At 57.0% G+C, this 22,228-nt stretch carries 20 protein-coding genes; 9 read left to right on the top strand and 11 right to left on the bottom strand.

Going from position 1 to position 22,228, the window contains the following annotated elements:
- Positions 1-34 precede the first annotated feature (34 nt).
- Complete coding sequence (locus tag ACK5JN_RS03210) at positions 35-1,993, top strand: methyl-accepting chemotaxis protein (RefSeq protein WP_416868833.1); 1,959 nt, start codon at positions 35-37, stop codon at positions 1,991-1,993.
- Between the two features lie 390 nt (positions 1,994-2,383).
- Here ACK5JN_RS03210 and ACK5JN_RS03215 read toward each other — a convergent pair whose 3' ends face one another.
- The 3 genes from ACK5JN_RS03215 to yobA are packed head-to-tail and all read right to left on the bottom strand — an operon-like array spanning position 2,384 to position 3,981.
- The gene (locus tag ACK5JN_RS03215; RefSeq protein ID WP_416868853.1) at positions 2,384-2,722 is read right to left on the bottom strand and encodes a YebY family protein; all 339 of its coding nucleotides are present in this window, start codon (positions 2,720-2,722) and stop codon (positions 2,384-2,386) included.
- 12 nt (positions 2,723-2,734) lie between these two features.
- Complete coding sequence (gene copD, locus ACK5JN_RS03220; RefSeq protein ID WP_416868854.1) at positions 2,735-3,604, bottom strand: copper homeostasis membrane protein CopD; 870 nt, start codon at positions 3,602-3,604, stop codon at positions 2,735-2,737.
- Between the two features lie 2 nt (positions 3,605-3,606).
- Positions 3,607-3,981 carry a CopC domain-containing protein YobA gene (gene yobA, locus ACK5JN_RS03225; protein ID WP_416868834.1) on the bottom strand — a complete coding sequence of 125 codons (375 nt, stop codon included), beginning with the start codon at positions 3,979-3,981 and terminating at the stop codon, positions 3,607-3,609.
- 137 nt (positions 3,982-4,118) lie between these two features.
- On the opposite strand from yobA, the gene ACK5JN_RS03230 reads away from it, so the two are divergent.
- From ACK5JN_RS03230 to exoX, 3 genes are all read left to right on the top strand, one after another.
- Complete coding sequence (locus ACK5JN_RS03230; RefSeq protein WP_416868835.1) at positions 4,119-4,349, top strand: DNA polymerase III subunit theta; 231 nt, start codon at positions 4,119-4,121, stop codon at positions 4,347-4,349.
- Positions 4,350-4,438: 89 nt separating this feature from the next.
- Positions 4,439-5,107: a nitrilase-related carbon-nitrogen hydrolase gene (locus ACK5JN_RS03235; protein ID WP_416868836.1), complete on the top strand. Its 669-nt coding sequence runs from the start codon at positions 4,439-4,441 to the stop codon at positions 5,105-5,107.
- Positions 5,108-5,129: 22 nt separating this feature from the next.
- On the top strand, positions 5,130-5,789 hold the full coding sequence (gene exoX / locus ACK5JN_RS03240) for an exodeoxyribonuclease X (RefSeq protein ID WP_416868837.1): 660 nt from the start codon (positions 5,130-5,132) through the stop codon (positions 5,787-5,789).
- Here the strand turns inward: exoX and ptrB are convergent, their stop codons facing one another.
- Complete coding sequence (gene ptrB / locus ACK5JN_RS03245; protein WP_416868838.1) at positions 5,790-7,841, bottom strand: oligopeptidase B; 2,052 nt, start codon at positions 7,839-7,841, stop codon at positions 5,790-5,792. It lies immediately after the preceding gene.
- An 83-nt stretch (positions 7,842-7,924) separates the two neighbouring features.
- Positions 7,925-8,566, bottom strand: a complete 642-nt coding sequence (locus tag ACK5JN_RS03250) for a tellurite resistance TerB family protein (protein ID WP_416868839.1) — start codon at positions 8,564-8,566, stop codon at positions 7,925-7,927.
- A 183-nt stretch (positions 8,567-8,749) separates the two neighbouring features.
- Between ACK5JN_RS03250 and purT the strand changes: the two genes are divergently transcribed.
- Complete coding sequence (gene purT / locus ACK5JN_RS03255) at positions 8,750-9,928, top strand: formate-dependent phosphoribosylglycinamide formyltransferase (protein WP_416868840.1); 1,179 nt, start codon at positions 8,750-8,752, stop codon at positions 9,926-9,928.
- 76 nt (positions 9,929-10,004) lie between these two features.
- On the opposite strand, the gene ACK5JN_RS03260 is transcribed toward purT, so the two are convergent.
- The 3 genes from ACK5JN_RS03260 to zwf all read right to left on the bottom strand — a co-directional run bounded on the left by ACK5JN_RS03260 (position 10,005) and on the right by zwf (position 14,207).
- A complete protein-coding gene (locus tag ACK5JN_RS03260) occupies positions 10,005-10,646 on the bottom strand; it encodes a bifunctional 4-hydroxy-2-oxoglutarate aldolase/2-dehydro-3-deoxy-phosphogluconate aldolase (protein WP_064544721.1) in 642 nt (213 codons plus the stop codon).
- Between the two features lie 39 nt (positions 10,647-10,685).
- Entirely contained in the window at positions 10,686-12,497 is a 1,812-nt protein-coding gene (gene edd / locus ACK5JN_RS03265) for a phosphogluconate dehydratase (protein ID WP_416868841.1), read from the bottom strand.
- 234 nt (positions 12,498-12,731) lie between these two features.
- Positions 12,732-14,207 carry a glucose-6-phosphate dehydrogenase gene (gene zwf / locus ACK5JN_RS03270; RefSeq protein WP_416868842.1) on the bottom strand — a complete coding sequence of 492 codons (1,476 nt, stop codon included), beginning with the start codon at positions 14,205-14,207 and terminating at the stop codon, positions 12,732-12,734.
- Positions 14,208-14,603: 396 nt separating this feature from the next.
- Here zwf and ACK5JN_RS03275 point away from each other — a divergent pair, with 396 nt between their 5' ends.
- Positions 14,604-15,473: a MurR/RpiR family transcriptional regulator gene (locus tag ACK5JN_RS03275; RefSeq protein WP_064544714.1), complete on the top strand. Its 870-nt coding sequence runs from the start codon at positions 14,604-14,606 to the stop codon at positions 15,471-15,473.
- 111 nt (positions 15,474-15,584) lie between these two features.
- Positions 15,585-17,027, top strand: coding sequence for a pyruvate kinase (gene pyk / locus ACK5JN_RS03280; RefSeq protein WP_416868843.1), 1,443 nt, complete (start codon positions 15,585-15,587; stop codon positions 17,025-17,027).
- Positions 17,028-17,150: 123 nt separating this feature from the next.
- Here pyk and lpxM read toward each other — a convergent pair whose 3' ends face one another.
- From lpxM to znuA, 3 genes are all read right to left on the bottom strand, one after another.
- On the bottom strand, positions 17,151-18,122 hold the full coding sequence (gene lpxM, locus ACK5JN_RS03285) for a lauroyl-Kdo(2)-lipid IV(A) myristoyltransferase (RefSeq protein ID WP_416868844.1): 972 nt from the start codon (positions 18,120-18,122) through the stop codon (positions 17,151-17,153).
- A gap of 131 nt (positions 18,123-18,253) precedes the next feature.
- Positions 18,254-19,576 (bottom strand): murein DD-endopeptidase MepM, encoded by a 1,323-nt coding sequence (gene mepM, locus ACK5JN_RS03290; protein ID WP_416868845.1) that lies wholly within the window; start codon positions 19,574-19,576, stop codon positions 18,254-18,256.
- 12 nt (positions 19,577-19,588) lie between these two features.
- Entirely contained in the window at positions 19,589-20,548 is a 960-nt protein-coding gene (znuA, locus tag ACK5JN_RS03295; RefSeq protein ID WP_416868846.1) for a zinc ABC transporter substrate-binding protein ZnuA, read from the bottom strand.
- A 77-nt stretch (positions 20,549-20,625) separates the two neighbouring features.
- On the opposite strand from znuA, the gene znuC reads away from it, so the two are divergent.
- Together znuC and znuB are read left to right on the top strand one after the other, a co-directional pair.
- Positions 20,626-21,381 carry a zinc ABC transporter ATP-binding protein ZnuC gene (znuC, locus tag ACK5JN_RS03300; protein WP_416868847.1) on the top strand — a complete coding sequence of 252 codons (756 nt, stop codon included), beginning with the start codon at positions 20,626-20,628 and terminating at the stop codon, positions 21,379-21,381.
- Positions 21,378-22,163, top strand: a complete 786-nt coding sequence (znuB, locus tag ACK5JN_RS03305; protein ID WP_416868848.1) for a zinc ABC transporter permease subunit ZnuB — start codon at positions 21,378-21,380, stop codon at positions 22,161-22,163. The genes znuC and znuB overlap by 4 nt, the downstream gene beginning before the upstream one ends.
- Positions 22,164-22,228 lie beyond the last annotated feature (65 nt).

Here is a 22,228-nt window from a genome sequence, read left to right on the forward strand (position 1 = left end):
TATTTACCACGTTGTCAGTTACAGGCGAGGGAAGATGAGTACACGAAAAAAACTAACCACCAGAACGCTCATGCTGGCGTCGATATTTATCACGATTACAGCCGGTTTTCTGCTCACCATTGGACTGCTGCTCTGGCAATCAATGAATCAACAACAAGCCGTTGCAGAAAAGCATCTACAGCAAATTTCACAGACCGAAGCGCTACGCGTAAAAAGCCAGCTGGATGAAGCCCTGACCGCATCGCGTGATCTGGGTATTAGCGCCTGGTCTTTACATCAGGCGGGTTTGACCGATCGTCGCGCGCTCGACCAGCTACTGGCCGATCAGCTTCGCCACTACGACAGCTTCCTGTCAATGTCGCTCACCTTCGAACCCAATGCTTTTGATGGTAAAGATGCTGATTTCGCTGGCCAGCCGGGCCAGGATCCCGCAGGACGTTATGCCCGCTATACCGACCGGGATAACAGCGGCAATCCCGCGCTACATAATCTGGATGATTACGAAACGCCGGGCAGCGGTGATTACTATCTGCTGCCGCGCCAGCGACAGAAAGATGTCATCATTGAACCGTACATCTACCCCTATAACGGCGTTGATGTGATGCTGACGTCCATTGCGGCGCCCATTATCCATAACGGTAAATTCCAGGGTTCCGTGACCTCCGATTTTTCGCTGGCCACGCTGCAGCAGATGATTGGCGCCATCAAACCGTGGCAAGGGGTCGGCTACGCCTTGCTGCTGTCGGCGGATAACAAAGTTATTTTCAGCCCCGACGCCAGCATGACCGGCGCGCCCTGGAGCGGCACAATATCCGGGGAAGAGGTGCTCCGAATCAACGACCCTATTTTGCGAGAACCTGCGTTTGTGACCTGGCAATCCATCGAGATTGGCAACAGCCAGACACCGTGGAAGCTGGCGATTATTGCCCCGGTCAGCGTGGTGATGGCGGAAGCATGGCATAGCCTGCGTAACGCGATAATCCTGATGATTATCAGCATTATCGCTGTCAGCATGGTGGTGGCGCTGGTCTTCACTCGCAAAGTTGCGCGCCCGGTAGGCGGAGAACCCGCAGAGGCCTCCGAGATTGCCCTGTCCGTCTCACAGGGGGATTTAAGCAACCCGATTCCCGTGCAGCCTGGTGACAATAGCAGCATCTTCTATGCGCTCCACACCATGCAATCCGAACTCAAACGCATTGTCGGTAGTATCACCGATGCCAGCAACTCGGTAAGGACGGGCAGTAGCGAAATCGCCGCGGGTAACCTCGATCTGGCGTCTCGCACCGAAGAGCAAGCCGCAGCGATTGTCCAAACGGCTGCCAGCATGGAACAGATCTCGGTCGCGGTGAAAAATAATGCCGATAACGCCTCGAAGGCCACGATGCTCACCCAGGACGCGGAAACCATTGCTGAACAAGGAGAATCGCTGGTCAACGAGGTGGTGGACATCATCGGAAAGATCGATGAAAGCGCGCATAAAATTGGTGATATCAACAGCATTATCGACAGCATTGCGTTCCAGACGAATATTCTGGCGCTCAATGCCGCGGTTGAAGCGGCTCGCGCTGGCGAGCAGGGCCGAGGGTTTGCCGTGGTGGCTGGCGAAGTGCGTAGCCTTGCGCAGCGTAGCGCCAATGCGGCGAAAGAGATTTCCGGACTCATTGCGGAATCCTCAGGCCGCGTCAGCCAGGGGGTAGCGCTGGTCAATGAAACCGGTGCGATTATGCAAAAAATCATCGTCTCGGTTACCAATGTCCATCAGGTGATTGCTGAAATCGTGCAGGCGCTGGACGAGCAGGAAAAAGGCGTCAGCCAGGTGAGCGTCGCGGTCAACCAAATGGACAGCGTCACCCAGCAAAATGCCTCGCTGGTGCAGCAGATTTCCGCCGCCGCCACGTCACTGGAGGAGCAAGCCCGAAACCTGGAACAGACGCTCGCGTTCTTCGGCCAGGCCCACGGTTCAGGCTTCAGCGCAGGCGGAGAAAAAGTTTAGGTGATACGTAAAATTTTCCTGTAAAAAAAATGTTAAATACAATTTGGTTGTGATATAACCAAGAAGACCGAAATTCAGGCATGAGCGATGATTTCGGACTCCCCTTGTAACACGGTGATGGATAAGGGGAATAAAAAGAGACCGAATACGATTCCTGTATTCGGTCCAGGGAAATGGCTCTTGGGAGAGAGCCGTGCGCTAAAAGTTGGCATTAATGCAGGCTCAGTCGCCATGCTTTATAAGAATAGATGACCGTGACAGCTTTTCCAGTCCACAACCCGTGTGAGGGGAAAATTTTCGTCAAATAAACGGCATAACATAAAAAAACCGCAGCCATTCCATGAGAATGATTGCGGTTTTTTATTGTTTATCAAACAGATATTCTGCCGGTTAGCAAAGCTTCTCTGCGCGCTCAATAAACGGTGCGAGGCTCATCTTCACCCCCGGCTGCTGCGGGTCGTCAACCTGAATCACGCTCAGCGGCTGCGCCTGGGTTTTCCCGGCCTTGACCTGCTGCTCGGCGATATCGTTCAGCGGATACTGCACCAGCGTGCTCGGGTTAATCACGTACAGCGCCTTATCCGCACGACAGGTCAGCATGACCTCTTCGCGGTTAAACGCCCACTTATCTTTCCCGACCTCAAAGCGGCTCACGGTAATGACCTGCGCCGCCAGCGCACTGTTGGCTGCGGTGAGTAACAACAAAGAGAGAATAATCTTTTTCATAATTCGCCAGTTCAATTAAAAAGGTTCCCAGGTGGCGAAAAGACTGACGCACGCCAGCACCAGCGCCCCCAAAACAATCTCCACCTGCGTCGTTCGTAAAAAGACGCGCTGCGCCCATCCCTCCGCCGCCGTCAACCGCGGCACGAGAACATAGCGGTTCAGTAGCGCCATCACGATCATCATCGCGACCAGTCCTGCTTTCACCCACAGCGCGATGCCATAGGGCGTCTGAGCGGTAAAGCCGCCCTGAATCATCCAGGCATTCACCAGCCCCGTAGCCACCGCTGCGGCTACGGCCAGATGCCCATAGCGGGAGTAGCGCATCATGGTCATAATCGCCGGCTTGCGCCAACGGCCTTTTGCCAGCCGCAGGCAGTACAAAAAGGGAACCAGCCCCCCTACCCACGCTGCCGCGCAGACTAAATGCACCGCGTGATTGGTGCGCTGTAGCACCCCGGCGGCCCCGTCAAACATCGCGGCATGGCCGACGCCGGCCAGCAGGATAAACTGCGCGGCGCAGAGAAGCAAAAGCCGCCGCATCATCTGACGCGGCTGCACCCAGGCAATGCCCAGCGCGACCCATGCCAGCACGATTTCCCATAGCCAGACGCTGCCAAACTGCGTGTGCAGTACCGCCTGCCAGATCTCCGGGCGCCAGGTGTCCGTCCAGCCGTCGCCCATCAGCCCGCCCTGCACCACCAGCATCAGCATGGCCGAAAGCACGCTCAGCACCAGCGCGCTGCGCAGCAGCTGCGAGAAGCGTTGAATCAGCAGCCGCCGTAGCGCAGACGGTGCCCACCAGCCCGCGTAAAGCGTGCAGCCAAAGGCCACCATCAGCGAGGCAAAATGGACAAACCGCAGGCCTATATAGAGTGCCGTTAACATCATTACTTCACGCTAAACTGGTACTGGCCTTTGGTCTTGTGTCCGTCCACCGACACCACGTGCCACTTAACGGTATACAGACCGGACGTCAGCGGCTGAGTCAGCGGCACAACCAGCTGCGTTTTGTCACTCTCGCTGCGCGCCGCCTTACCGGTGGCAACCGGCTGTTGGTCCGGGCCGGTCAGCGTCACGCCGCTAAAGTTAGCCTCAATGCCCTCAGAGAACGTTAGCGTCAGCGCCTGCGGCGCGGCGCTGACTTCGGCGTTGGCGGCCGGCGTTTGTTGTTGCAGGTGGGCGTGGGCCCAGACGGGCGAGGCGCTGAAGGCCCCAATGAGAAACAGCGTCGTGCAGAGCGTGCGAGGTGCGGTGAATTTCATTTCCATCATTCCCTTTTGTTATCAATTTAAGTCAAAGAATAACGCTGTATAATGTTCACGTCGAGATGAGCGCCCTCTGGACTTGCCATTTTGCGAGACTCTTAGTAACTTTTGCGCCTCATCCCAAGGAGAAAACCATGCAAACCAATCTGGCCACCCTACCCCAGCAGGAAATGGACAAAGTGAACGTCGATCTTGCCGCGGCGGGGGTGGCATTTAAAGAGCGCTACAACATGCCGGTCGTGGCCGAAGTTGTCGAACGCGAGCAGCCGGCGCATCTACGTGACTGGTTTCGCGAGCGGTTGATTGCCCATCGTCTGGCCTCAGTCAACCTCTCTCGTCTGCCGTACGAGCCAAAATCGAAATAATTATTACCGATAGTTACAATTCCTTACATACAGATTGTTATTCTGTTCCAGAATAAAGACTCGCTGACAACGTGTTGAAGGACGCAACAATGCTGACATGGACTATCGCCGCAGCGCAATATGCGCCCCGAAAGGGTGATGTCGCCGAAAACATCATCCACCATCTGCGCTTTATCGACGCCGCCGCCGAGCAGGCGTGTAAAGTGCTGATTTTCCCTGAACTCTCCCTCACCGGCCCCAACAATGAGCAAACGCTGCCCGCGCCGCCGTGTGACAACCAGCTGCAGCCGCTGCACGACGCCGCCCAGCGCCACCAGATGACGATCATCGCCGGGCTGCCGATGGAAAACGACGGCAAGCGGATTAAGGGGATTGTGATTTTCGCCCCCGATGCCACCACGCCGCGTAAACAGCAACAGGGTCACGGCACCTGCCTGGCACCCGAGTCAGACCAGATGAGCGTTTTCGAGCTGAATCACGAAGGCTGCGAACTCTCGCCACAGGCGTCCCTGCTGGCAACCGTAAGCTGCATGGCGGAACCGCAGCAGCAGCGCACCACTCAGCGCCTCCAGCGTTTCGCCCACAAGTACGCCATCGCCGTATTGAAATCGAACTACGCCAGCGGGACCTTTTCCGGCGGCAGCGCGCTGTGGGATGAAAACGGCCAGCTGATCGTTCGCGCCGACGGCGGCGAGCTGCTGTTAACCGGCAGAAAAAGCGCCCAGGGTTGGCAAGGCGAGATCATTCCATTACGCTAGTCGTTTTGGCCGGGAGTTCGCCATGCTGCGCGTTATCGATACCGAAACCTGTGACCTGCAAGGAGGCGTCGTTGAAATTGCCTCCGTCGACGTTATTGACGGTCAAATCGTCAACTCCATGAGTCATCTGGTCCGCCCCGATCGCCCCATCAGCGCGCAGGCGATGGCGATTCACCGTATTACCGAAGAGATGGTCGCCGATAAACCATGGATTGAAGAGGTGGTGCCGTTCTATCAGGGAAGCCCCTGGTACGTCGCGCATAACGCCAGCTTTGACCGCCGGGTGCTGCCGGAGATGGACGGCGAGTGGATTTGCACCATGAAGATGGCGCGTCGCCTGTGGCCGGGCATTAAGTACAGCAACATGGCGCTGTACAAATCCCGTAAGCTCAGCGTAGCGACGCCGCCGGGTTTACACCACCACCGCGCGCTGTACGACTGCTACATCACCGCCGCGCTGCTGATTGATATCATGCAAACCTCAGGCTGGACGCCAGAACAGATGGTTGACGTGACCGGGCGTCCGGCGCTGCTGCGCACCTTCACCTTCGGCAAATATCGCGGGCAGGAAGTGGCTGAAGTGGCGAAAAACGATCCGGGCTACCTGCGCTGGCTGTTTAACAACCTCGATCGCATGAGCCCGGAGCTGCGCTTAACGCTGAAGCACTATCTAGGCCAATAGCTAGCGCTCCGTGCGCCCTGGCAGCGTCCCTTGCGCCAGGGCTATCAGAAAGGCATATTCCAGCGCCACTCCTTCATAGCTCTTATAGCGCCCGGACTTACCGCCGTGGCCCGCATCCATTTCAGTACACAGCAGCAGCAGGTTATCATCCACCTTCAGCTCGCGCAGCTTCGCCACCCATTTCGCCGGTTCCCAGTACTGCACCTGCGAGTCGTGTAAACCGCTGGTGACCAGCAGGTTCGGGTACGCCTGCGGGCGGACGTTGTCATAGGGGCTGTAGGATTTCATGTAACGATAGTAGGTTTCATCCTGCGGATTGCCCCACTCCTCAAACTCGCCGGTGGTGAGCGGAATGGACTCATCGAGCATAGTGGTCACCACGTCCACAAACGGCACCTGCGCCACCACGCCGTGGAACAGCTCAGGGCGCTCGTTGATCGCCGTTCCCATCAGCATCCCGCCCGCGCTACCGCCCATGCCGTAACACAGCTCCGGCGCGCCGTAGCCCTTCGCCAGCAGCGCATCGCAGACATCGAGGTAGTCGTTGAAGGTGTTTTGCTTTTTGAGGAATTTCCCGTCTTCGTACCACTGCTGCCCCAGCTCGCCGCCGCCGCGAATATGGGCGATCGCAAACACAAAGCCGCGATCGAGCAGGCTAAGACGGCTGCTGCTGAAATCGGCGTCCATGCTGGCGCCGTACGAACCGTAGCCGTAGACCAGCAGCGGGTTCTTTCCGCGGCGGAAATGTTCCTGACGATAAACCAACGACACCGGCACTTCCACGCCATCACGGGCGGCGATCCACAGGCGTTCGCTGCGGTAGCGGCTGGCGTCAAAGCCTTTAACTTCCTGCTGCTTGAGCACGCGACGTTCGCCGCTATCCATATCCAGCTCAAACAGGCTATCCGGGGTGGTCATCGACGAGTAGCCGTAGCGCAGGCAGGCGGTTTCTGGCTCCGGGTTGTAGGCAATCCAGGTGACATAGGCCGGATCGTCAAAGGCGATCGCCGTTTCCTGATGCGTTTGACGATGAATCTGCCGCAGGCTGGTTAAGCCCCGCTGACGCTCTTCCACCACCAGCCAGTCGCGAAACAGCGTAAAGTCTTCCAGCATCACCGTCTCGCGCGCGGCGATCAGCGTCTGCCAGTCGCGCTCTTCTCCGCTGACGCCGCGGTAGAGGCCAAAGTTTTTACCTTCGCGGTTAGAGCGAATGTAAAAATGGCCCTGGTAGTGATCGATACCATATTCATGATCCTTACGACGGGCTAAAAACGTCTGCGGTCTGGCATCCGGCCGATCGGCATCCACCAGCAGCATTTCGCTGGTCGTTGCGCTGGACAGCGCGATCACCACGTACTGGCGTGACGATGTTTTATGCAGGCTGACGTAGAACGTGTCATCCTGCTCTTCATAGATAAGCGTATCCTGCTCGCTTGACTCGCCCACCTGATGACGCCACACCTGCCACGGCAGCAGCGTCGTCGGGTGCTGGCGTACGTAATAGAGCGAGCGGGAGTCATTGGCCCACACCACGCCGGGCGACACGTCTTCGATCACCTCCGGCAGCCAGGTTTCATTTTCCAGATGGCGAATGCGTAACCCATACTGGCGGCGAGAGAGGAAATCTTCGGTTACCGCCAGCAGGTTGTTGTCAGGGGCAACGTTCAGCCCGCCGAGGGTATAAAATTCGCTGCGCGCCGCCCGCTTATTTTCATCAATCAGCAGCGACCACGACTCTTCCCCCAGCTTCTGGCGCTGATAGAGGGCATATTCACGCCCCGGCTCGAAGACCTGGCGGTAGCGATAGCCGTTTTTGATGTACGGCGCGGAGACCTCGCGCGGCGGTATCCGGTCGACAATCTCTTTCAGCACACGATCCTGTAGGCTTTGCTGGGATGACATCACCTGTCGGCCGTAGGCATTTTCCTGCTGTAAATAGTCGATAACCGCTGGCTTAGCGCGCGTGTCATCGCGCAGCCAGTAGTAGTTATCAACGCGCGTATCGCCATGCAACGTCATGGCGTGGGGGATCCGTTTTGCTTTTGGCGGCATCTCGTTATTCTTCTGTTTTAGTCACACCCTATAAGGGTGGACAAATTAAACGATGATGCAAGCAAAAGCGGTGATAAAAACCATTAAAGTTGCTGTTTTTGCTGCTGTAAATCTCGTTCTATGCCTTCACGCACTTCCTGCGGCAGCTTCAGGGCATCGCCCAGCGCGTTCAGATAGCTGCGCTCCATAAAGTGATCGATATCGATCGCCGCACAGCTGATAAAATACAGCTCCAGCGCCTCTTCTTCATTGTGGACGTCGCGCGCCAGCCGCTCAGGGTCCAGCGGTTGTTCAATCGCCTGGGCAATCAGCGCCCGCCCCTGCTCTTCGATTCCCGCTTCGCGCAGCTGCTGTTCAATGGCCTGCTGCTCTTTGGCATCGATATGCCCATCGCTCTTCGCCGCGAAGACCAGCGCCAGAATCAGCCGCTCGCTGCGAACATCCAGCGGCGCCGACGGTTCGCCGTATTTCGTCGCCGTTTGCGGGTCGGCGCGCAGTTTGTCTTTATACTTGTTCCACAACACGCTGCCGGCAACCGCCCCACCGCCCGCCAGCAGCGCGCCGGTGCCGTATTTCGCCAGCATCTTACGCGACGACTTACTGGCCACCAGCAACCCGGCCAGCCCGCCTAACGCGCCGGGCACCAGCATTTGGCTAAGATCGCTTTTCCCGGAACCTGATTTTTGCCCCAGCAGGGATTGCAGTTGATTAAGCCAGCCTGACATACGACCTCCAGTAGAAATAGGTGAGAAGATCAGCCTATGCGAGCAGATGTCAGGATATGTCTATGCCAGATAAAGATGCGCAAATATCCAGCGATAGCAACCTCTGACCGCGGTGAGCGAGACAGACGCAAACGTTTTCGTTTATAATGAGCCAAATTTTAGTAAGACGGTGGATAAGGTAAAATGACGTTATTAGGCACAGCTCTGCGTCCGGCGGCGACGCGCGTAATGCTTCTGGGTTCGGGTGAGTTAGGCAAAGAAGTGGCGATTGAATGCCAGCGGTTAGGCATCGAAACCATCGCCGTTGACCGCTACGCCGACGCCCCGGCGATGCACGTCGCGCATCGTTCCCACGTGATTAACATGCTTGACGGCGCGGCGCTGAAAGCGCTGGTTGAATTAGAAAAACCGGACTTTATCGTGCCAGAAATTGAAGCTATCGCCACCGATATGCTGATTGAACTGGAGCAGGCAGGCCAGCACGTGGTGCCCTGCGCACGGGCCACCAAACTGACCATGAACCGCGAAGGCATCCGTCGTCTGGCGGCCGAAACCCTCAACCTGCCGACCTCGGCCTATCGCTTTGCCGACGGCGAAGCGCAGTTTCGTCAGGCGGTGGAGGAGATCGGCCTGCCGTGCATCGTCAAGCCGGTGATGAGCTCGTCCGGTAAAGGGCAGACCTTTATTCGTCATGAAGCGCAGCTCGCCCAGGCGTGGCAATATGCGCAGGAAGGCGGCCGCGCCGGTGCTGGTCGCGTGATCGTGGAAGGGGTGGTCAATTTTGATTTCGAAATTACCCTGCTGACCGTCAACGCCGTGGACGGCGTCCACTTCTGCGCGCCGGTTGGTCACCGCCAGGAAGATGGCGATTACCGCGAGTCCTGGCAGCCGCAGCAGATGAGCGAAGTGGCGCTGGAGCGCGCGCAAACCATCGCCCGCGACGTGGTGCTGGCGCTTGGCGGCTACGGTCTGTTTGGCGTTGAGCTGTTCGTCTGCGGCGATGATGTGGTGTTCAGCGAAGTTTCTCCGCGCCCGCACGATACCGGGATGGTGACGCTGATTTCGCAGGATGTTTCAGAGTTCGCGCTGCACGTCCGCGCTTTCCTCGGACTGCCGGTTGGCGCCATTCGGCAATACGGCCCTTCCGCCTCGGCCGTGCTGCTGCCGTCGCTCTCCAGCCGCAACGTCACCTTTGACGGCGTACAGCATGCGGTCGGTGCGGGCGTCCAGCTGCGCCTGTTCGGCAAGCCGGATATCGACGGTTCCCGCCGCATGGGCGTGGCGCTGGCTACCGGCGATAGCGTTGACGACGCGGTAGAACGAGCAAAAGCCGCTGCCGCGGCGGTTAACGTTCAGGGATAAAAAAAGGCGGGTCGCTTACGCTTACCCGCCCTTCCTTCTGACTTACCCGGTAAAGATGCCGGGTAAGTCATTCACCTTACAGCTTCGCGCCTTCAACCGCTTCGCGAGCCAGCTTGGTGATGCGATCGTAGTCGCCTGCTTCCAGCGCGTCGGCCGGAACCAGCCAGGAACCGCCGATGCACAGCACGCTTTTCAGCGCCAGGTAATCACGGTAGTTAGCCGGAGAGATACCGCCAGTCGGGCAGAAACGGATGTGAGAGAACGGACCGGCGATCGCCTGCAGCGCTTTCACGCCACCGTTCGCTTCAGCCGGGAAGAATTTGAACTCTTTCAGGCCGTGCTGCATACCCAGCATCAGTTCAGAAACAGAGCTAATACCCGGGATCAGCGGGATAGTCCCAGCGGTAGCCGCTTTCAGCAGTTCGTCGGTCAGGCCCGGGCTGATAGCAAACTGCGCGCCAGCGTCGGTCACTTCTTTCAGCTGCTGTGCGTTAGTCACGGTACCCGCGCCAACGATAGCGTCCGGAACTTCTTTCGCAATGGCGCGGATAGCGTCCATCGCGCAGTCGGTACGCAGCGTCACTTCCAGTACGCGAACGCCACCGGCAACCAGCGCTTTTGCCATCGGTACTGCGTGCTCAAGCTTGTTAACCACGATTACCGGCACTACCGGGCCAGTGGTCAGGATTGCTTCAGCCGTTGTTTTCCAGTTTTTCATCAGAAATTTTCTCTCGCCAGATCTACAAAACGTGTCATCTTAAAAGGTAATACAGGTTGCGCCCTGCTCTGCACCGGAGAGTTTTTCCCGTAATGCGCCAAACAGTTCGCGGCCTGTCCCCACGCGCGAAGCGCTCAGATCAGGAATATGCGGTTGGCGTGCGGCCAGTTCAGCGTCATCAACCAGCAGCGTCAGCTCGCCGGTCTGGCCGTTCACGCGGATCATGTCGCCATCGCGTACTTTTGCCAGCAGGCCACCGTCATATGCTTCAGGGGTTACGTGAATCGCTGACGGTACTTTACCGGATGCACCAGACAGTCGTCCATCAGTGACTAACGCAATTTTGAAACAGCGGTCCAATAATACACCAAGTGGCGGCATAAGTTTATGTAATTCTGGCATACCGTTCGCTTTTGGCCCTTGATGGCGTACAACCACTACGCAATCTTTATCCAGCAGCCCCGCTTCGAACGCCGGCAGCACATCGTGCTGACTTTCAAAAACAACGGCAGGCGCTTCAATCACCTGGTTTTCTACCGGCACGGCGGAGGTTTTCATCACCGCACGGCCAAGGTTGCCGCTCAGCACTTTGGTGCCGCCATGTTTCGAGAACGGTTTGTCGAAGGTGGCGATGATGTTGTCATCCAGCGAGGCGGTAGCGCCTTCACGCCAGTCCAGCTTGCCTTCGTTCAGCCACGGTTCCATTGTGTAGTGAGACAGACCGAAACCGGCAACGGTGTTCACGTCTTCGTGCAGCAGGCCGCCTTTCAGCAGTTCGCGTACCAGCACCGGCACGCCGCCCGCGGCCTGGAAGTGGTTGATATCGGCCGGGCCGTTCGGATACAGGCGCGCCATCAGCGGCACAACCTCAGACAGGTCGGAGAAATCATCCCAGTTGATGATGATGCCCGCCGCGCGCGCCATCGCCACCAGGTGCATGGTGTGGTTGGTGGAGCCGCCGGTCGCCAGCAGCGCCACGATACCGTTGACCACCACTTTCTCATCGATCATTTTGCCCAGCGGCATCCATTCATTACCGTTACCGGTCATGCGGGTGACCTGACGCGCCGCGGCGGCGGTCAGCTCGGCGCGCAGCGGTGCGTCCGGGTGAACAAACGAAGAGCCCGGCAGCTGCATGCCCATAAATTCAATCACCATCTGGTTGGTGTTGGCGGTGCCGTAGAAGGTACAGGTGCCCGGTGCGTGGTAGGACGCCGCTTCGGATTCGAGCAGCGCGTTACGGTCAACCTTGCCTTCAGCATAGAGCTGGCGAATACGTACTTTTTCTTTGTTCGGCAGGCCGCTGGCCATTGGGCCTGACGGAATAAAGATTGACGGCAGGTGGCCGAAGGAAAGCGCGGCCATTGCCAGCCCCGGGACGATTTTGTCGCACACGCCGAGGTACAGCGCGCCGTCAAACATGTTGTGTGACAGGCCGACCGCAGCGGACATGGCGATCACTTCGCGGCTCAGCAGCGAAAGCTCCATCCCGTCCTGGCCCTGCGTCACGCCGTCGCACATAGCCGGTACGCCACCGGCAACCTGGCCCACCGCGTTCACGCTGTGCAGCGCTTTGCGGATCACGTCCGGATAGTGTTCGTAAGGCTGATGGGCAGAAAGCATATCGTTATAGGAGGTAATGATCGCGATATTGTTACGCAACATGCTTTTCAGCGACGCTTTATCGTCTGGCTGACAGGCGGCGAAACCGTGCGCCAGATTGCCACAGGCAAGCTCAGAGCGGTGAACCGTTTCAGTTTTTGCCTTTTCAATACGGGCGAGGTAGGCCGCGCGCGTATCGCGAGAGCGTTCAATAATGCGATTTGTTACCCGTAACATTACAGAGTTCATAGAGGCTCCTTAAATTTTTTCTGTCCAGGCTGCGGCTGATGACGGTATTTATATTGATCTGACTTATCGATAAATGCCCGAATAGCGCAGCACAGAGGCAATGGTCTGCCCGCAGTGTAATAAAAAAAGCCCCGGGGGTGAATCCTCCCGGGGCTTAAATGGGTAAAAAAAGCACGACTTGCTGTGTTAGATCATGTTACCGGTAAAATAACCCTTCCGGATTAGCGGCAAGCCTTACTCAAACTCGTTCCAGGAGCGGCCGTCGCGGGTGATCATGGCAACGGATGCCACTGGCCCCCAGGTCCCGGCCTGATACGGTTTCGGCGCATCTTTATCGCTAGCCCAGGCTTCGGTGATAGAGTCGACCCATTTCCACGCTTCTTCGACTTCATCGCGGCGCACAAACAGCGCCTGGATGCCGCGCATGGTTTCCAGCAGCAGACGCTCATAGGCATCGGCCAGGTGCGTCTGATTGAAGGTTTCAGAGTAGCTCAGATCCAGCTTGGTCACCTGCAGATTGTGCTTGTGCTCCAGACCCGGCACCTTGTTGAGGATCTGAATATCCACGCCTTCGTCCGGCTGCAGACGAATGGTCAGCTTGTTCTGCGGCAGTTCCGGCCAGGTCTCTTTGAACAGGTTCAGCTCAGGGTTTTTGAAGTACACCACCACTTCAGAGCATTTGGTCGGCAGACGTTTACCGGTACGCAGGTAGAACGGCACGCCCGCCCAGCGCCAGTTGTCGATATCGACGCGAATAGATACGAAGGTTTCCGTGCTGCTGGATTTGTTCGCGCCCTCTTCTTCGAGGTAGCCCGGCACTTTCTGCCCCTGGGCGAATCCGGCGGTGTACTGGCCGCGGACGGTTTTATCACGCACGTTGCTGCGGTCGATACGGCGCAGCGACTTCAGCACTTTCACCTTCTCATCGCGAATGCTGTCGGCGCTCAGATCGGACGGCGGCGCCATCGCAATCATGCACAGAATTTGCAGCAGGTGGTTCTGGATCATGTCGCGCATTTGACCGGCCTGGTCGAAGTAACCCCAGCGGCCTTCGATCCCGACTTCCTCGGCCACGGTGATTTCCACATGATCGATCGTGCGGTTATCCCAGTTGTTCACAAACAGGGAGTTGGCAAAGCGCAGCGCCAGCAGGTTCAGCACCGTTTCTTTACCCAGATAGTGGTCGATACGGTAAACCTGGCACTCTTCAAAGTATTCGCCGACCTGGTCGTTGATCTCACGTGAGGTTTCCAGTGAGGTCCCCAGCGGTTTTTCCATGACCACGCGCGCCGGTTTGGCGTTCAGCTTCGCTTCGCCCAGGCCGCGACAGATGGCGCCAAAGGTGCTTGGCGGCATCGCAAAATAGTTGATGGTGGTACGATTTTTTTGATCGAGCATCTCGCCAAGACGCGCAAATGCCGGCGCATCATTAACGTCCAGGTTGCAGAAATCAAGACGCGCGCTGAGGGTGTTCCACAAACCTTCATCAATCTTCTCTTTCATGAAGGTTTCGAGCGCTTCACGGACAACTTTGGTGTAGGCCGCTTTATCCCAGTCGGCACGGCCGACGCCGATAATCCGGGTCTCCGGATTGATCTGGCCGGCTTTTTCCAGCTGATACAGGGAAGGCAGCAGTTTCCGGCGGGCCAAGTCACCCTTCGCGCCGAAAATGACCAGATCGCATGCCTGGGCCGTTTGCGTTACCGCCATGTCATTCTCCTCAGTTTATATTCCCGGTTCTATGCCAGGCTATCTGCCCGCCGTCACTCAGCTTTTGCCGAAAACGACGGATATCGTTGTAATTTTCTTACGGTGCACTGTACTGTGTTTACGAAATTGCCGAAACCCTTTAACGCCTTTCACCGCGTCCGATCGCACAATTCGGAACCATCACGGCCACAGCGTTAGGCATTTCGCCAATTTTGTTCGTTCTTTCGCCCGAGCGGCGTCGGTTAAAATACGACACCGATCATGTAATGAAAAAAAACAACATATTTTGCTGTTCCTATTCACTTTTCATCCCGCTTCAAGCGTATATTCTTGCTAAAACGCCTGCAGATTTCACCCATTAATGGAATCGTTTCAATCTATGAGCGCCTTGTCACGATGAACATGCTGGAAAGAATCCAGTCTCAACTGGAAAACCTTAGCAAATCCGAGCGAAAAGTTGCAGAAGTCATTCTGGCGGCTCCCGAACAGGCAATCCACTCAAGCATTGCCGCGCTCGCCCTTGAGGCTGAGGTCAGTGAACCGACGGTTAACCGCTTCTGCCGCAGCCTGGAGACCCGAGGCTTTCCCGATTTTAAACTGCATCTTGCCCAAAGTCTGGCCAACGGTACACCGTATGTTAATCGTAATGTGGACGAAGATGACAGCGTCGAGGCCTACACGGCCAAAATTTTTGAGTCGGCCATGGCAAGCCTGGCGCACGTGCGTCAATCGCTCGATATGTCGGCGGTAAATCGCGCGGTGGATCTGCTGACCCAGGCCAAGAAAATCGCCTTCTTTGGGCTAGGCTCTTCCGCCGCCGTTGCCCACGACGCCATGAACAAATTTTTTCGCTTTAACGTCCCGGTCATCTATTCCGATGACATCGTTCTGCAACGAATGAGCTGTATGAATTGCAGCGACGACGACGTGGTGGTGCTGATTTCCCATACCGGTAGAACCAAAAGCCTGGTCGAAGTCGCGCAGGTGGCGAGGGAAAACGATGCGATGGTCATCGCCATCACCTCCGCCGGCACGCCGCTGGCCCGAGAGGCCACCCTCGCCATCACGCTGGATGTCCCTGAAGATACCGATATCTACATGCCCATGGTGTCGCGGCTGGCGCAGCTGACGGTGATCGATGTCCTGGCCACCGGCTTTACCCTGCGGCGCGGGGCGAAATTCCGGGATAACTTGAAGCGAGTCAAAGAAGCGCTGAAGGAATCGCGCTTTGATAAAGAATTATCAACACACAGCGATAATCATTAAAAGCGATAAAAAAGAGTGTAACCTATTTAAGCATTCGGTAATCCATGATTGGCATAGTGCCGAATTCCTGTTCACGCAACACCTGAGTTGTATTAGTCAACGGAGTATTACATGTCCAGAAGGCTTCGCAGAACCAAGATCGTCACCACGTTAGGCCCAGCAACCGACCGCGATAACAACCTCGAGAAGGTGATTTCCGCCGGTGCTAACGTCGTACGTATGAATTTCTCTCACGGTACGCCAGAAGATCATCAGCTTCGTGCCGACAAAGTACGCGAAATTGCAGCAAAACTGGGGCGCCATGTAGCCATCCTTGGCGATCTGCAAGGACCAAAAATCCGCGTTTCAACCTTCAAAGAAGGCAAAGTTTTCCTTAACATCGGCGACAAATTCCTGCTGGACGCCAACCTGGGTAAAGGTGAAGGCGACAAAGAGAAAGTGGGTATCGACTATAAAGGTCTGCCTGCCGATGTGGTACCGGGCGACATCCTGCTGCTGGATGATGGCCGCGTACAGTTAAAAGTGCTGGAAGTTCAGGGCATGAAGGTGTTCACCGAAGTCACCGTCGGCGGGCCACTGTCCAACAACAAAGGCATCAACAAATTAGGTGGCGGCCTGTCAGCCGAAGCGCTGACTGAAAAAGACAAGGCCGACATTCTGACCGCAGCCAAAATCGGCGTCGACTATCTGGCGGTCTCCTTCCCGCGCTGCGGCGAAGACCTGAACTACGCTCGCCGCCTGGCCCGCGAAGCCGGCTGCGATGCCAAAATCGTCTCCAAAGTTGAGCGTGCTGAAGCGGTATGTAGCCAGGACGCGATGGACGACATCATCCTCGCCTCTGACGTGGTGATGGTTGCCCGTGGCGACCTCGGCGTGGAAATTGGCGATCCGGAACTGGTTGGGATTCAGAAAGCGTTGATTCGTCGCGCACGTCAGCTGAACCGTACGGTCATCACCGCAACCCAGATGATGGAATCGATGATCACCAACCCGATGCCGACCCGTGCGGAAGTGATGGACGTGGCGAACGCCGTGCTGGATGGTACCGATGCGGTGATGCTGTCTGCGGAAACCGCGGCCGGTCAGTACCCGTCAGAAACCGTTGCGGCGATGGCGCGTGTGTGCCTGGGCGCGGAAAAAATCCCGAGCATCAACGTCTCTAAACACCGTCTGGACGTGCAGTTCGACAACGTCGAAGAAGCGATCGCCATGTCGGCGATGTATGCGGCAAACCACCTGAAAGGGGTTACTGCGATCATCACCATGACCGAATCCGGCCGTACCGCGTTGATGACCTCGCGCATCACCTCCGGCCTGCCGATTTTCGCCATGTCTCGTCACGAGCGTACGCTGAACCTGACCGCCCTTTACCGTGGCGTCACGCCGGTGTTCTTCGACAGCGCCAGCGATGGTGTCGCCGCTGCTCACGACGCGGTAAACCTGCTGCGCGACAAAGGCTACCTGATGTCTGGCGACCTGGTGATCGTGACCCAGGGCGACGTGATGAGCACCGTGGGTTCAACCAACACCACCCGTATTCTGACCGTCGAATAATCCCCTCAGAAGACAAAAGCCCGGGCAGTGTCCGGGCTTTTTTATAGTGTAGCCCGGCCGAGCAAAGCGACGCCGGGAAGCACCGAGCTGGCCCCGGCGTCGCTTTGCTCGGCCGGGCTACGCTTATTTTCTGGGGAAGAGCTCTTTGCGCTGGTACGGCTCCACTTCGCCGGGCTTACGCGTTTTCAACAGCTTCAAAATCCAGGTGTACTGCTCGGCGTGCGGGCCGACAAAGATCTCGACCTCTTCGTTCATGCGGCGGGCAATGGTGTTGTCATCCGCTTCCAGCAGATCGTCCATCGGCGGGCGCACCAGAATCGTCAGGCGATGGGTCTCGCCGTTATAAACCGGGAACAGCGGCACCACGCGCGCGCGACACACTTTCATCAGGCGGCCAATCGCCGGCAGCGTCGCCTTGTAGGTGGCAAAGAAATCGACGAACTCGCTGTGCTCCGGGCCGTGGTCCTGATCCGGCAGATAATAGCCCCAGTAGCCCTGACGCACCGACTGGATAAACGGTTTGATACCGTCGTTACGCGCGTGCAGGCGGCCGCCAAAGCGACGACGCACGGTATTCCACACGTAGTCGAACACCTTATTGCCCTGATTGTGGAACATGGCGGCCATCTTCTGCCCCTGCGAGGCCATCACCATCGCCGGGATATCCACGCCCCAACCGTGCGGGACTAAGAAGATAACGTTTTCACCGTTGCGGCGCATTTCATCGATAATCTCCTGCCCCTGCCAATCGAGACGCGGCAGAATTTTTTCCGGCCCTTTCAGCGCCAGCTCGGCCATCATCACCATTGCCTGCGGCGCGGTGGCAAACATCTCATCAATAATCGCTTCGCGCTCGGCTGCGCTTTTTTCCGGGAAGCAGTACAGCAGGTTGATCTGCGCGCGGCGACGGGCGCTTTTACCAAACTTACCGGCCAGACGGCCAAGTTTACCCAGCAGCGGGTCGCGAATTTTTGCCGGCACGTAAGCGATTCCCGCAAACGCCAGCACGCCTAACCAGGCGCCCCAATAACGCGGGTGGCGAAAAGATTCCTCAAACTCGGGAATGTATTCACTGGTATTTTTTTTCGTTTCCATGCCTGTTCCAGGTTCGAATCATCGGGTCGGTGTGGATAATCAGATAGTGTAGCGAGGCGAGGTGCTTCGCACAAAAGAAAAAGCCGACGCCATCTGGGCGTCGGCTCTGAACGTATACTTCTTAAACGAAACTAGTCAAAACGCAGCTGAGGTAAAACCTTTTTGACCTGCGCCAGATAGTCGGTGCGGTCGGAGCCGGTCAGCCCTTCGGTACGCGGCAGTTTCGCCGTCAGCGGGTTCACCGCCTGCTGGTTGATCCACACTTCATAGTGCAGGTGCGGGCCCGTTGAACGACCGGTGTTGCCAGACAGCGCAATACGATCGCCACGTTTAACCTTCTGACCCGGTTTCACCAGCAACTTACGCAGGTGCATGTAACGCGTGGTGTAGGTACGACCATGACGCAGCGCCACGTAATAGCCGGCCGCGCCGCTACGCTTGGCAACGACAACTTCACCGTCACCGACGGCGAGCACCGGCGTCCCCTGCGGCATAGCGAAGTCTACGCCACGGTGAGGGGCAACGCGCCCGGTCACCGGGTTCAGGCGACGCGGGTTGAAGTTAGAGGACACGCGGAACTGGCGCGCGGTCGGGAAGCGCAGGAAGCCCTTCGCCAGACCGGTACCGTCGCGGTCGTAGAATTTACCGTCTTCCGCGCGGAACGCGTAGTAATCTTTGCCGTCGGAACGTAAGCGCACGCCCAGCAGCTGGCTCTGTTCGCGCTTGCCGTTGAGCATTTCACGCGACATCAGCACCGAGAACTCGTCGCCCTTTTTCAGCTTACGGAAGTCCATCTGCCACTGCATCGCTTTAATGACGGCGCTGACTTCCGCACTGGTTAAGCCCGCGCTGGTGGCGCTGGAGACGAAGCTGCCGCCGACGGTGCCTTTAAACAGGCTGTTTACCCAGTCGCCCTGCTGCATCTCGCTGCTCATTTTGAAACCGTTTGCCACGCGATCGTAGGTACGGGTTTCACGACGCGACATTTCCCAGGTTAAACGCTGGAGATCGCCATCATCGTTCAGAGTCCAGGAGAGCTGCTGGCCCACCTTCATGTTTTTCAGTTCTTTATCAGCAGCAGCCAGCTGGCTGATATTCCCCATATCGATACCGTACTGATTCAGAATGCTGCTCAGGGTATCGCCCGTGGATACCACATATTCATGCACGCCGGTTTCGTTATCGATCTTATCGTCAAGCTCATCCTGCGGGATGGCTTCGTCTTCCTGCGCCGCCTGGTCAATCGGCTCACTGGCCTCCGGCAGCAGAGAACGAATCTCTTTTTTCTCTAGTTCAATCGTCCGGGTGACGGGTGATGAAGAGGTTGGATGGTAAACGTAAGGCCGCCATACAGCGACGGCCAACGTGAGAACGGTGAGTGACCCCAGCATAACGCGGTGGGGCCGCGGCAAATTATTAAATGCCAGGGCGACAGAGCGGGCTATCTGCTGCACGTATTCACTTCCTTACTTATCTCCTTTCAGGCAGCTCGCATACTGGGTCGCCAACTGGGCAAGAAACGCCGGGTAGCTCTCTTTGCTCAGCTGTATATTGGTGCCTAGAGGATCCAGCGTTCCCATACGGACGCTCGTTCCCCGCGCAACCGATTCAACGACAGCGGGCCTGAATTGTGGCTCAGCAAAAACGCAGGTTGCTTTTTGCTCAACCAACTGTGTTCTTATTTGATGTAAACGCTGCGCACCGGGTTGAATTTCAGGGTTGACGGTGAAGTGCCCAAGCGGCGTCAAACCGTAGTGTTTTTCGTAGTAGCCATAGGCATCATGAAAAACGAAATACCCCTTTCCTTTCACCGGTGCCAGCTCGCTCGCCACCTGCTTGTCGGTTGCGGCCAGATTGGCTTCAAAATCCTTCAGGTTGGCGTCAAGCCGGGCTCGACTCTGGGGCATAAATTCCACTAATTTGTTATGGATTGCAACCGCCGAAAGCCGCGCTATCTCTGGGGAAAGCCATAGATGCATGTTATAGTCGCCGTGATGGTGATGGGCGTCACCTTTTTCGCCGTGAGCGTGATCGTGTCCCGCTTCTTCAGCGTGGTCATGATCGTCGTCATCGCCCCCCTTCATGAGCAACGGTTTCACGCCGTCGAGCTGGGCAATCGTGACCTTTTTGGCATCGGGAATGCTTTGCGTTGACTTGTCCATGAACGCTTCCATCTCAGGACCTATCCATACGACTAAGTCCGCGTTTTGTAAGCGTTTTACATCAGAAGGACGCAGTGAATAATCGTGTTCTGAAGCGCCATCAGGCAGTAAAACCTGCGTCTCGGTAACCCCGTCGGCAATGGCTGAAGCGATGAATCCTAACGGCTTCAGCGAAGCCGCCACGGCGGCATCCACACGCTGTGCTGCCGTACCCCAAAGCGCGATCGATAATGCTGCGAAAAGAAGCGTATTTTTCTGTAACATAATGCGTCTATTGTTCGAAATGAATGAAAGAAGTGTGATATTATAACATTCACTATCTTGTGCAAGCCCTAATTGCTATGACGAATCTTGTATCGCTGGAAAATGTCTCCGTCACCTTCGGCCAACGCCGGGTGCTCTCCGACATCTCACTGAATCTTAAGCCAGGACGCATTCTGACGCTGCTTGGCCCTAATGGCGCGGGTAAGTCCACGCTGGTGCGCGTGGTCCTCGGCCTGGTGGCCCCAAGTGAAGGGGTCGTGGTCCGCGAGAAACAACTGCGCATAGGCTATGTTCCGCAGAAGGTCCACCTCGACGCCACATTACCGCTGACCGTCAAGCGTTTTTTACGTTTGCACCCGGCAACCCGTAAAGAAGATATTCTGCCGGCGCTGAAACGCGTGCAGGCGGGTCACCTGCAGGATGCGCCGATGCAGAAGCTCTCTGGCGGTGAAACCCAGCGCGTTCTGCTGGCGCGCGCGCTGCTGAATAAACCGCAGCTGCTGGTGCTCGATGAGCCCACCCAGGGCGTTGACGTCAACGGCCAGGTGGCGCTGTACGATCTGATTAACCAGCTGCGTCAGGAGCTTAACTGCGCGGTGCTGATGGTGTCTCACGACCTGCATCTGGTGATGGCTAAAACCGACGATGTGCTGTGTCTGAACCACCATATCTGCTGCTCCGGCACGCCGGACGTCGTCTCGATGCATCCGGAGTTTATCTCGATGTTTGGCCCACGCGGCGCAGAGCAGCTGGGAATTTATCGCCATCAGCATAATCACCGCCACGATTTACAGGGCCGTATTGTTTTACGTCGGGGAAATGGGCAGTCATGATTGAAATTTTACTTCCCGGCTGGCTTGCCGGAATGATGCTGGCGTGTGCTGCCGGCCCGCTGGGCTCGTTCGTGGTCTGGCGTCGTATGTCCTATTTTGGCGACACTCTGGCGCACGCGTCGCTGCTTGGCGTGGCGTTTGGTTTACTGCTGGACGTGAATCCCTTTTATGCGGTGATCGCCGTGACACTGCTGCTGGCCGCCGGTCTGGTGTGGCTAGAGAAGCGCCCTCACCTCGCGGTCGATACATTGCTCGGCATTATGGCCCACAGCGCGCTGTCGCTCGGCCTGGTGGTGGTGAGCCTGATGTCGAACATTCGCGTCGACCTGATGGCCTATCTGTTTGGCGACCTGCTGGCGGTGACCCCACAGGACCTTATCGCAATCGCGCTCGGCGTGATTGTGGTGCTGGCGATTCTGTTCTGGCAGTGGCGCAACCTGCTGTCGATGACCATTAGCCCGGATCTGGCGTTTGTTGACGGCGTGAAGCTCCAGCGCGTTAAGCTGCTGCTGATGCTGGTGACGGCGCTGACCATCGGCGTGGCGATGAAGTTTGTCGGGGCGCTGATAATCACCTCACTGCTGATTATCCCGGCAGCGACGGCGCGTCGCTTCGCTCGTACGCCGGAGCAGATGGCGGGGATGGCGGTAGGCGTTGGGATGATTGCAGTGACCGGTGGGCTGACGTTCTCGGCGTTCTACGACACGCCAGCTGGCCCTTCCGTGGTGCTTTGCGCGGCGCTGCTGTTTATTCTGAGTATGACGAAAAAGGCCGCAGCCTGATATCTCCCGGCGTCGCTTCGCTCGGCCGGGCTACTCGAACTCTGGGAAATCATCACAATGGATAA

The organism is Kluyvera sp., assembly GCF_047971185.1.
Lineage (GTDB): Bacteria > Pseudomonadota > Gammaproteobacteria > Enterobacterales > Enterobacteriaceae > Kluyvera.

Excerpts from the sequence above, each read along its gene's own strand:
- purT (WP_416868840.1), top strand. The coding sequence starts at position 8,750 with ATGACGTTATTAGGCACAGCTCTGCGTCCGGCGGCGACGCGCGTAATG.
- yobA (WP_416868834.1), bottom strand. The coding sequence starts at position 3,981 with ATGAAATTCACCGCACCTCGCACGCTCTGCACGACGCTGTTTCTCATT.
- ACK5JN_RS03230 (WP_416868835.1), top strand. The coding sequence starts at position 4,119 with ATGCAAACCAATCTGGCCACCCTACCCCAGCAGGAAATGGACAAAGTG.
- zwf (WP_416868842.1), bottom strand. The coding sequence starts at position 14,207 with ATGGCGGTAACGCAAACGGCCCAGGCATGCGATCTGGTCATTTTCGGC.
- edd (WP_416868841.1), bottom strand. The coding sequence starts at position 12,497 with ATGAACTCTGTAATGTTACGGGTAACAAATCGCATTATTGAACGCTCT.
- ACK5JN_RS03210 (WP_416868833.1), top strand. The coding sequence starts at position 35 with ATGAGTACACGAAAAAAACTAACCACCAGAACGCTCATGCTGGCGTCG.
- ptrB (WP_416868838.1), bottom strand. The coding sequence starts at position 7,841 with ATGCCGCCAAAAGCAAAACGGATCCCCCACGCCATGACGTTGCATGGC.
- pyk (WP_416868843.1), top strand. The coding sequence starts at position 15,585 with ATGTCCAGAAGGCTTCGCAGAACCAAGATCGTCACCACGTTAGGCCCA.
- znuA (WP_416868846.1), bottom strand. The coding sequence starts at position 20,548 with ATGTTACAGAAAAATACGCTTCTTTTCGCAGCATTATCGATCGCGCTT.
- copD (WP_416868854.1), bottom strand. The coding sequence starts at position 3,604 with ATGTTAACGGCACTCTATATAGGCCTGCGGTTTGTCCATTTTGCCTCG.
- exoX (WP_416868837.1), top strand. The coding sequence starts at position 5,130 with ATGCTGCGCGTTATCGATACCGAAACCTGTGACCTGCAAGGAGGCGTC.
- ACK5JN_RS03250 (WP_416868839.1), bottom strand. The coding sequence starts at position 8,566 with ATGTCAGGCTGGCTTAATCAACTGCAATCCCTGCTGGGGCAAAAATCA.
- lpxM (WP_416868844.1), bottom strand. The coding sequence starts at position 18,122 with ATGGAAACGAAAAAAAATACCAGTGAATACATTCCCGAGTTTGAGGAA.
- ACK5JN_RS03275 (WP_064544714.1), top strand. The coding sequence starts at position 14,604 with ATGAACATGCTGGAAAGAATCCAGTCTCAACTGGAAAACCTTAGCAAA.
- znuB (WP_416868848.1), top strand. The coding sequence starts at position 21,378 with ATGATTGAAATTTTACTTCCCGGCTGGCTTGCCGGAATGATGCTGGCG.
- ACK5JN_RS03235 (WP_416868836.1), top strand. The coding sequence starts at position 4,439 with ATGCTGACATGGACTATCGCCGCAGCGCAATATGCGCCCCGAAAGGGT.
- znuC (WP_416868847.1), top strand. The coding sequence starts at position 20,626 with ATGACGAATCTTGTATCGCTGGAAAATGTCTCCGTCACCTTCGGCCAA.
- ACK5JN_RS03260 (WP_064544721.1), bottom strand. The coding sequence starts at position 10,646 with ATGAAAAACTGGAAAACAACGGCTGAAGCAATCCTGACCACTGGCCCG.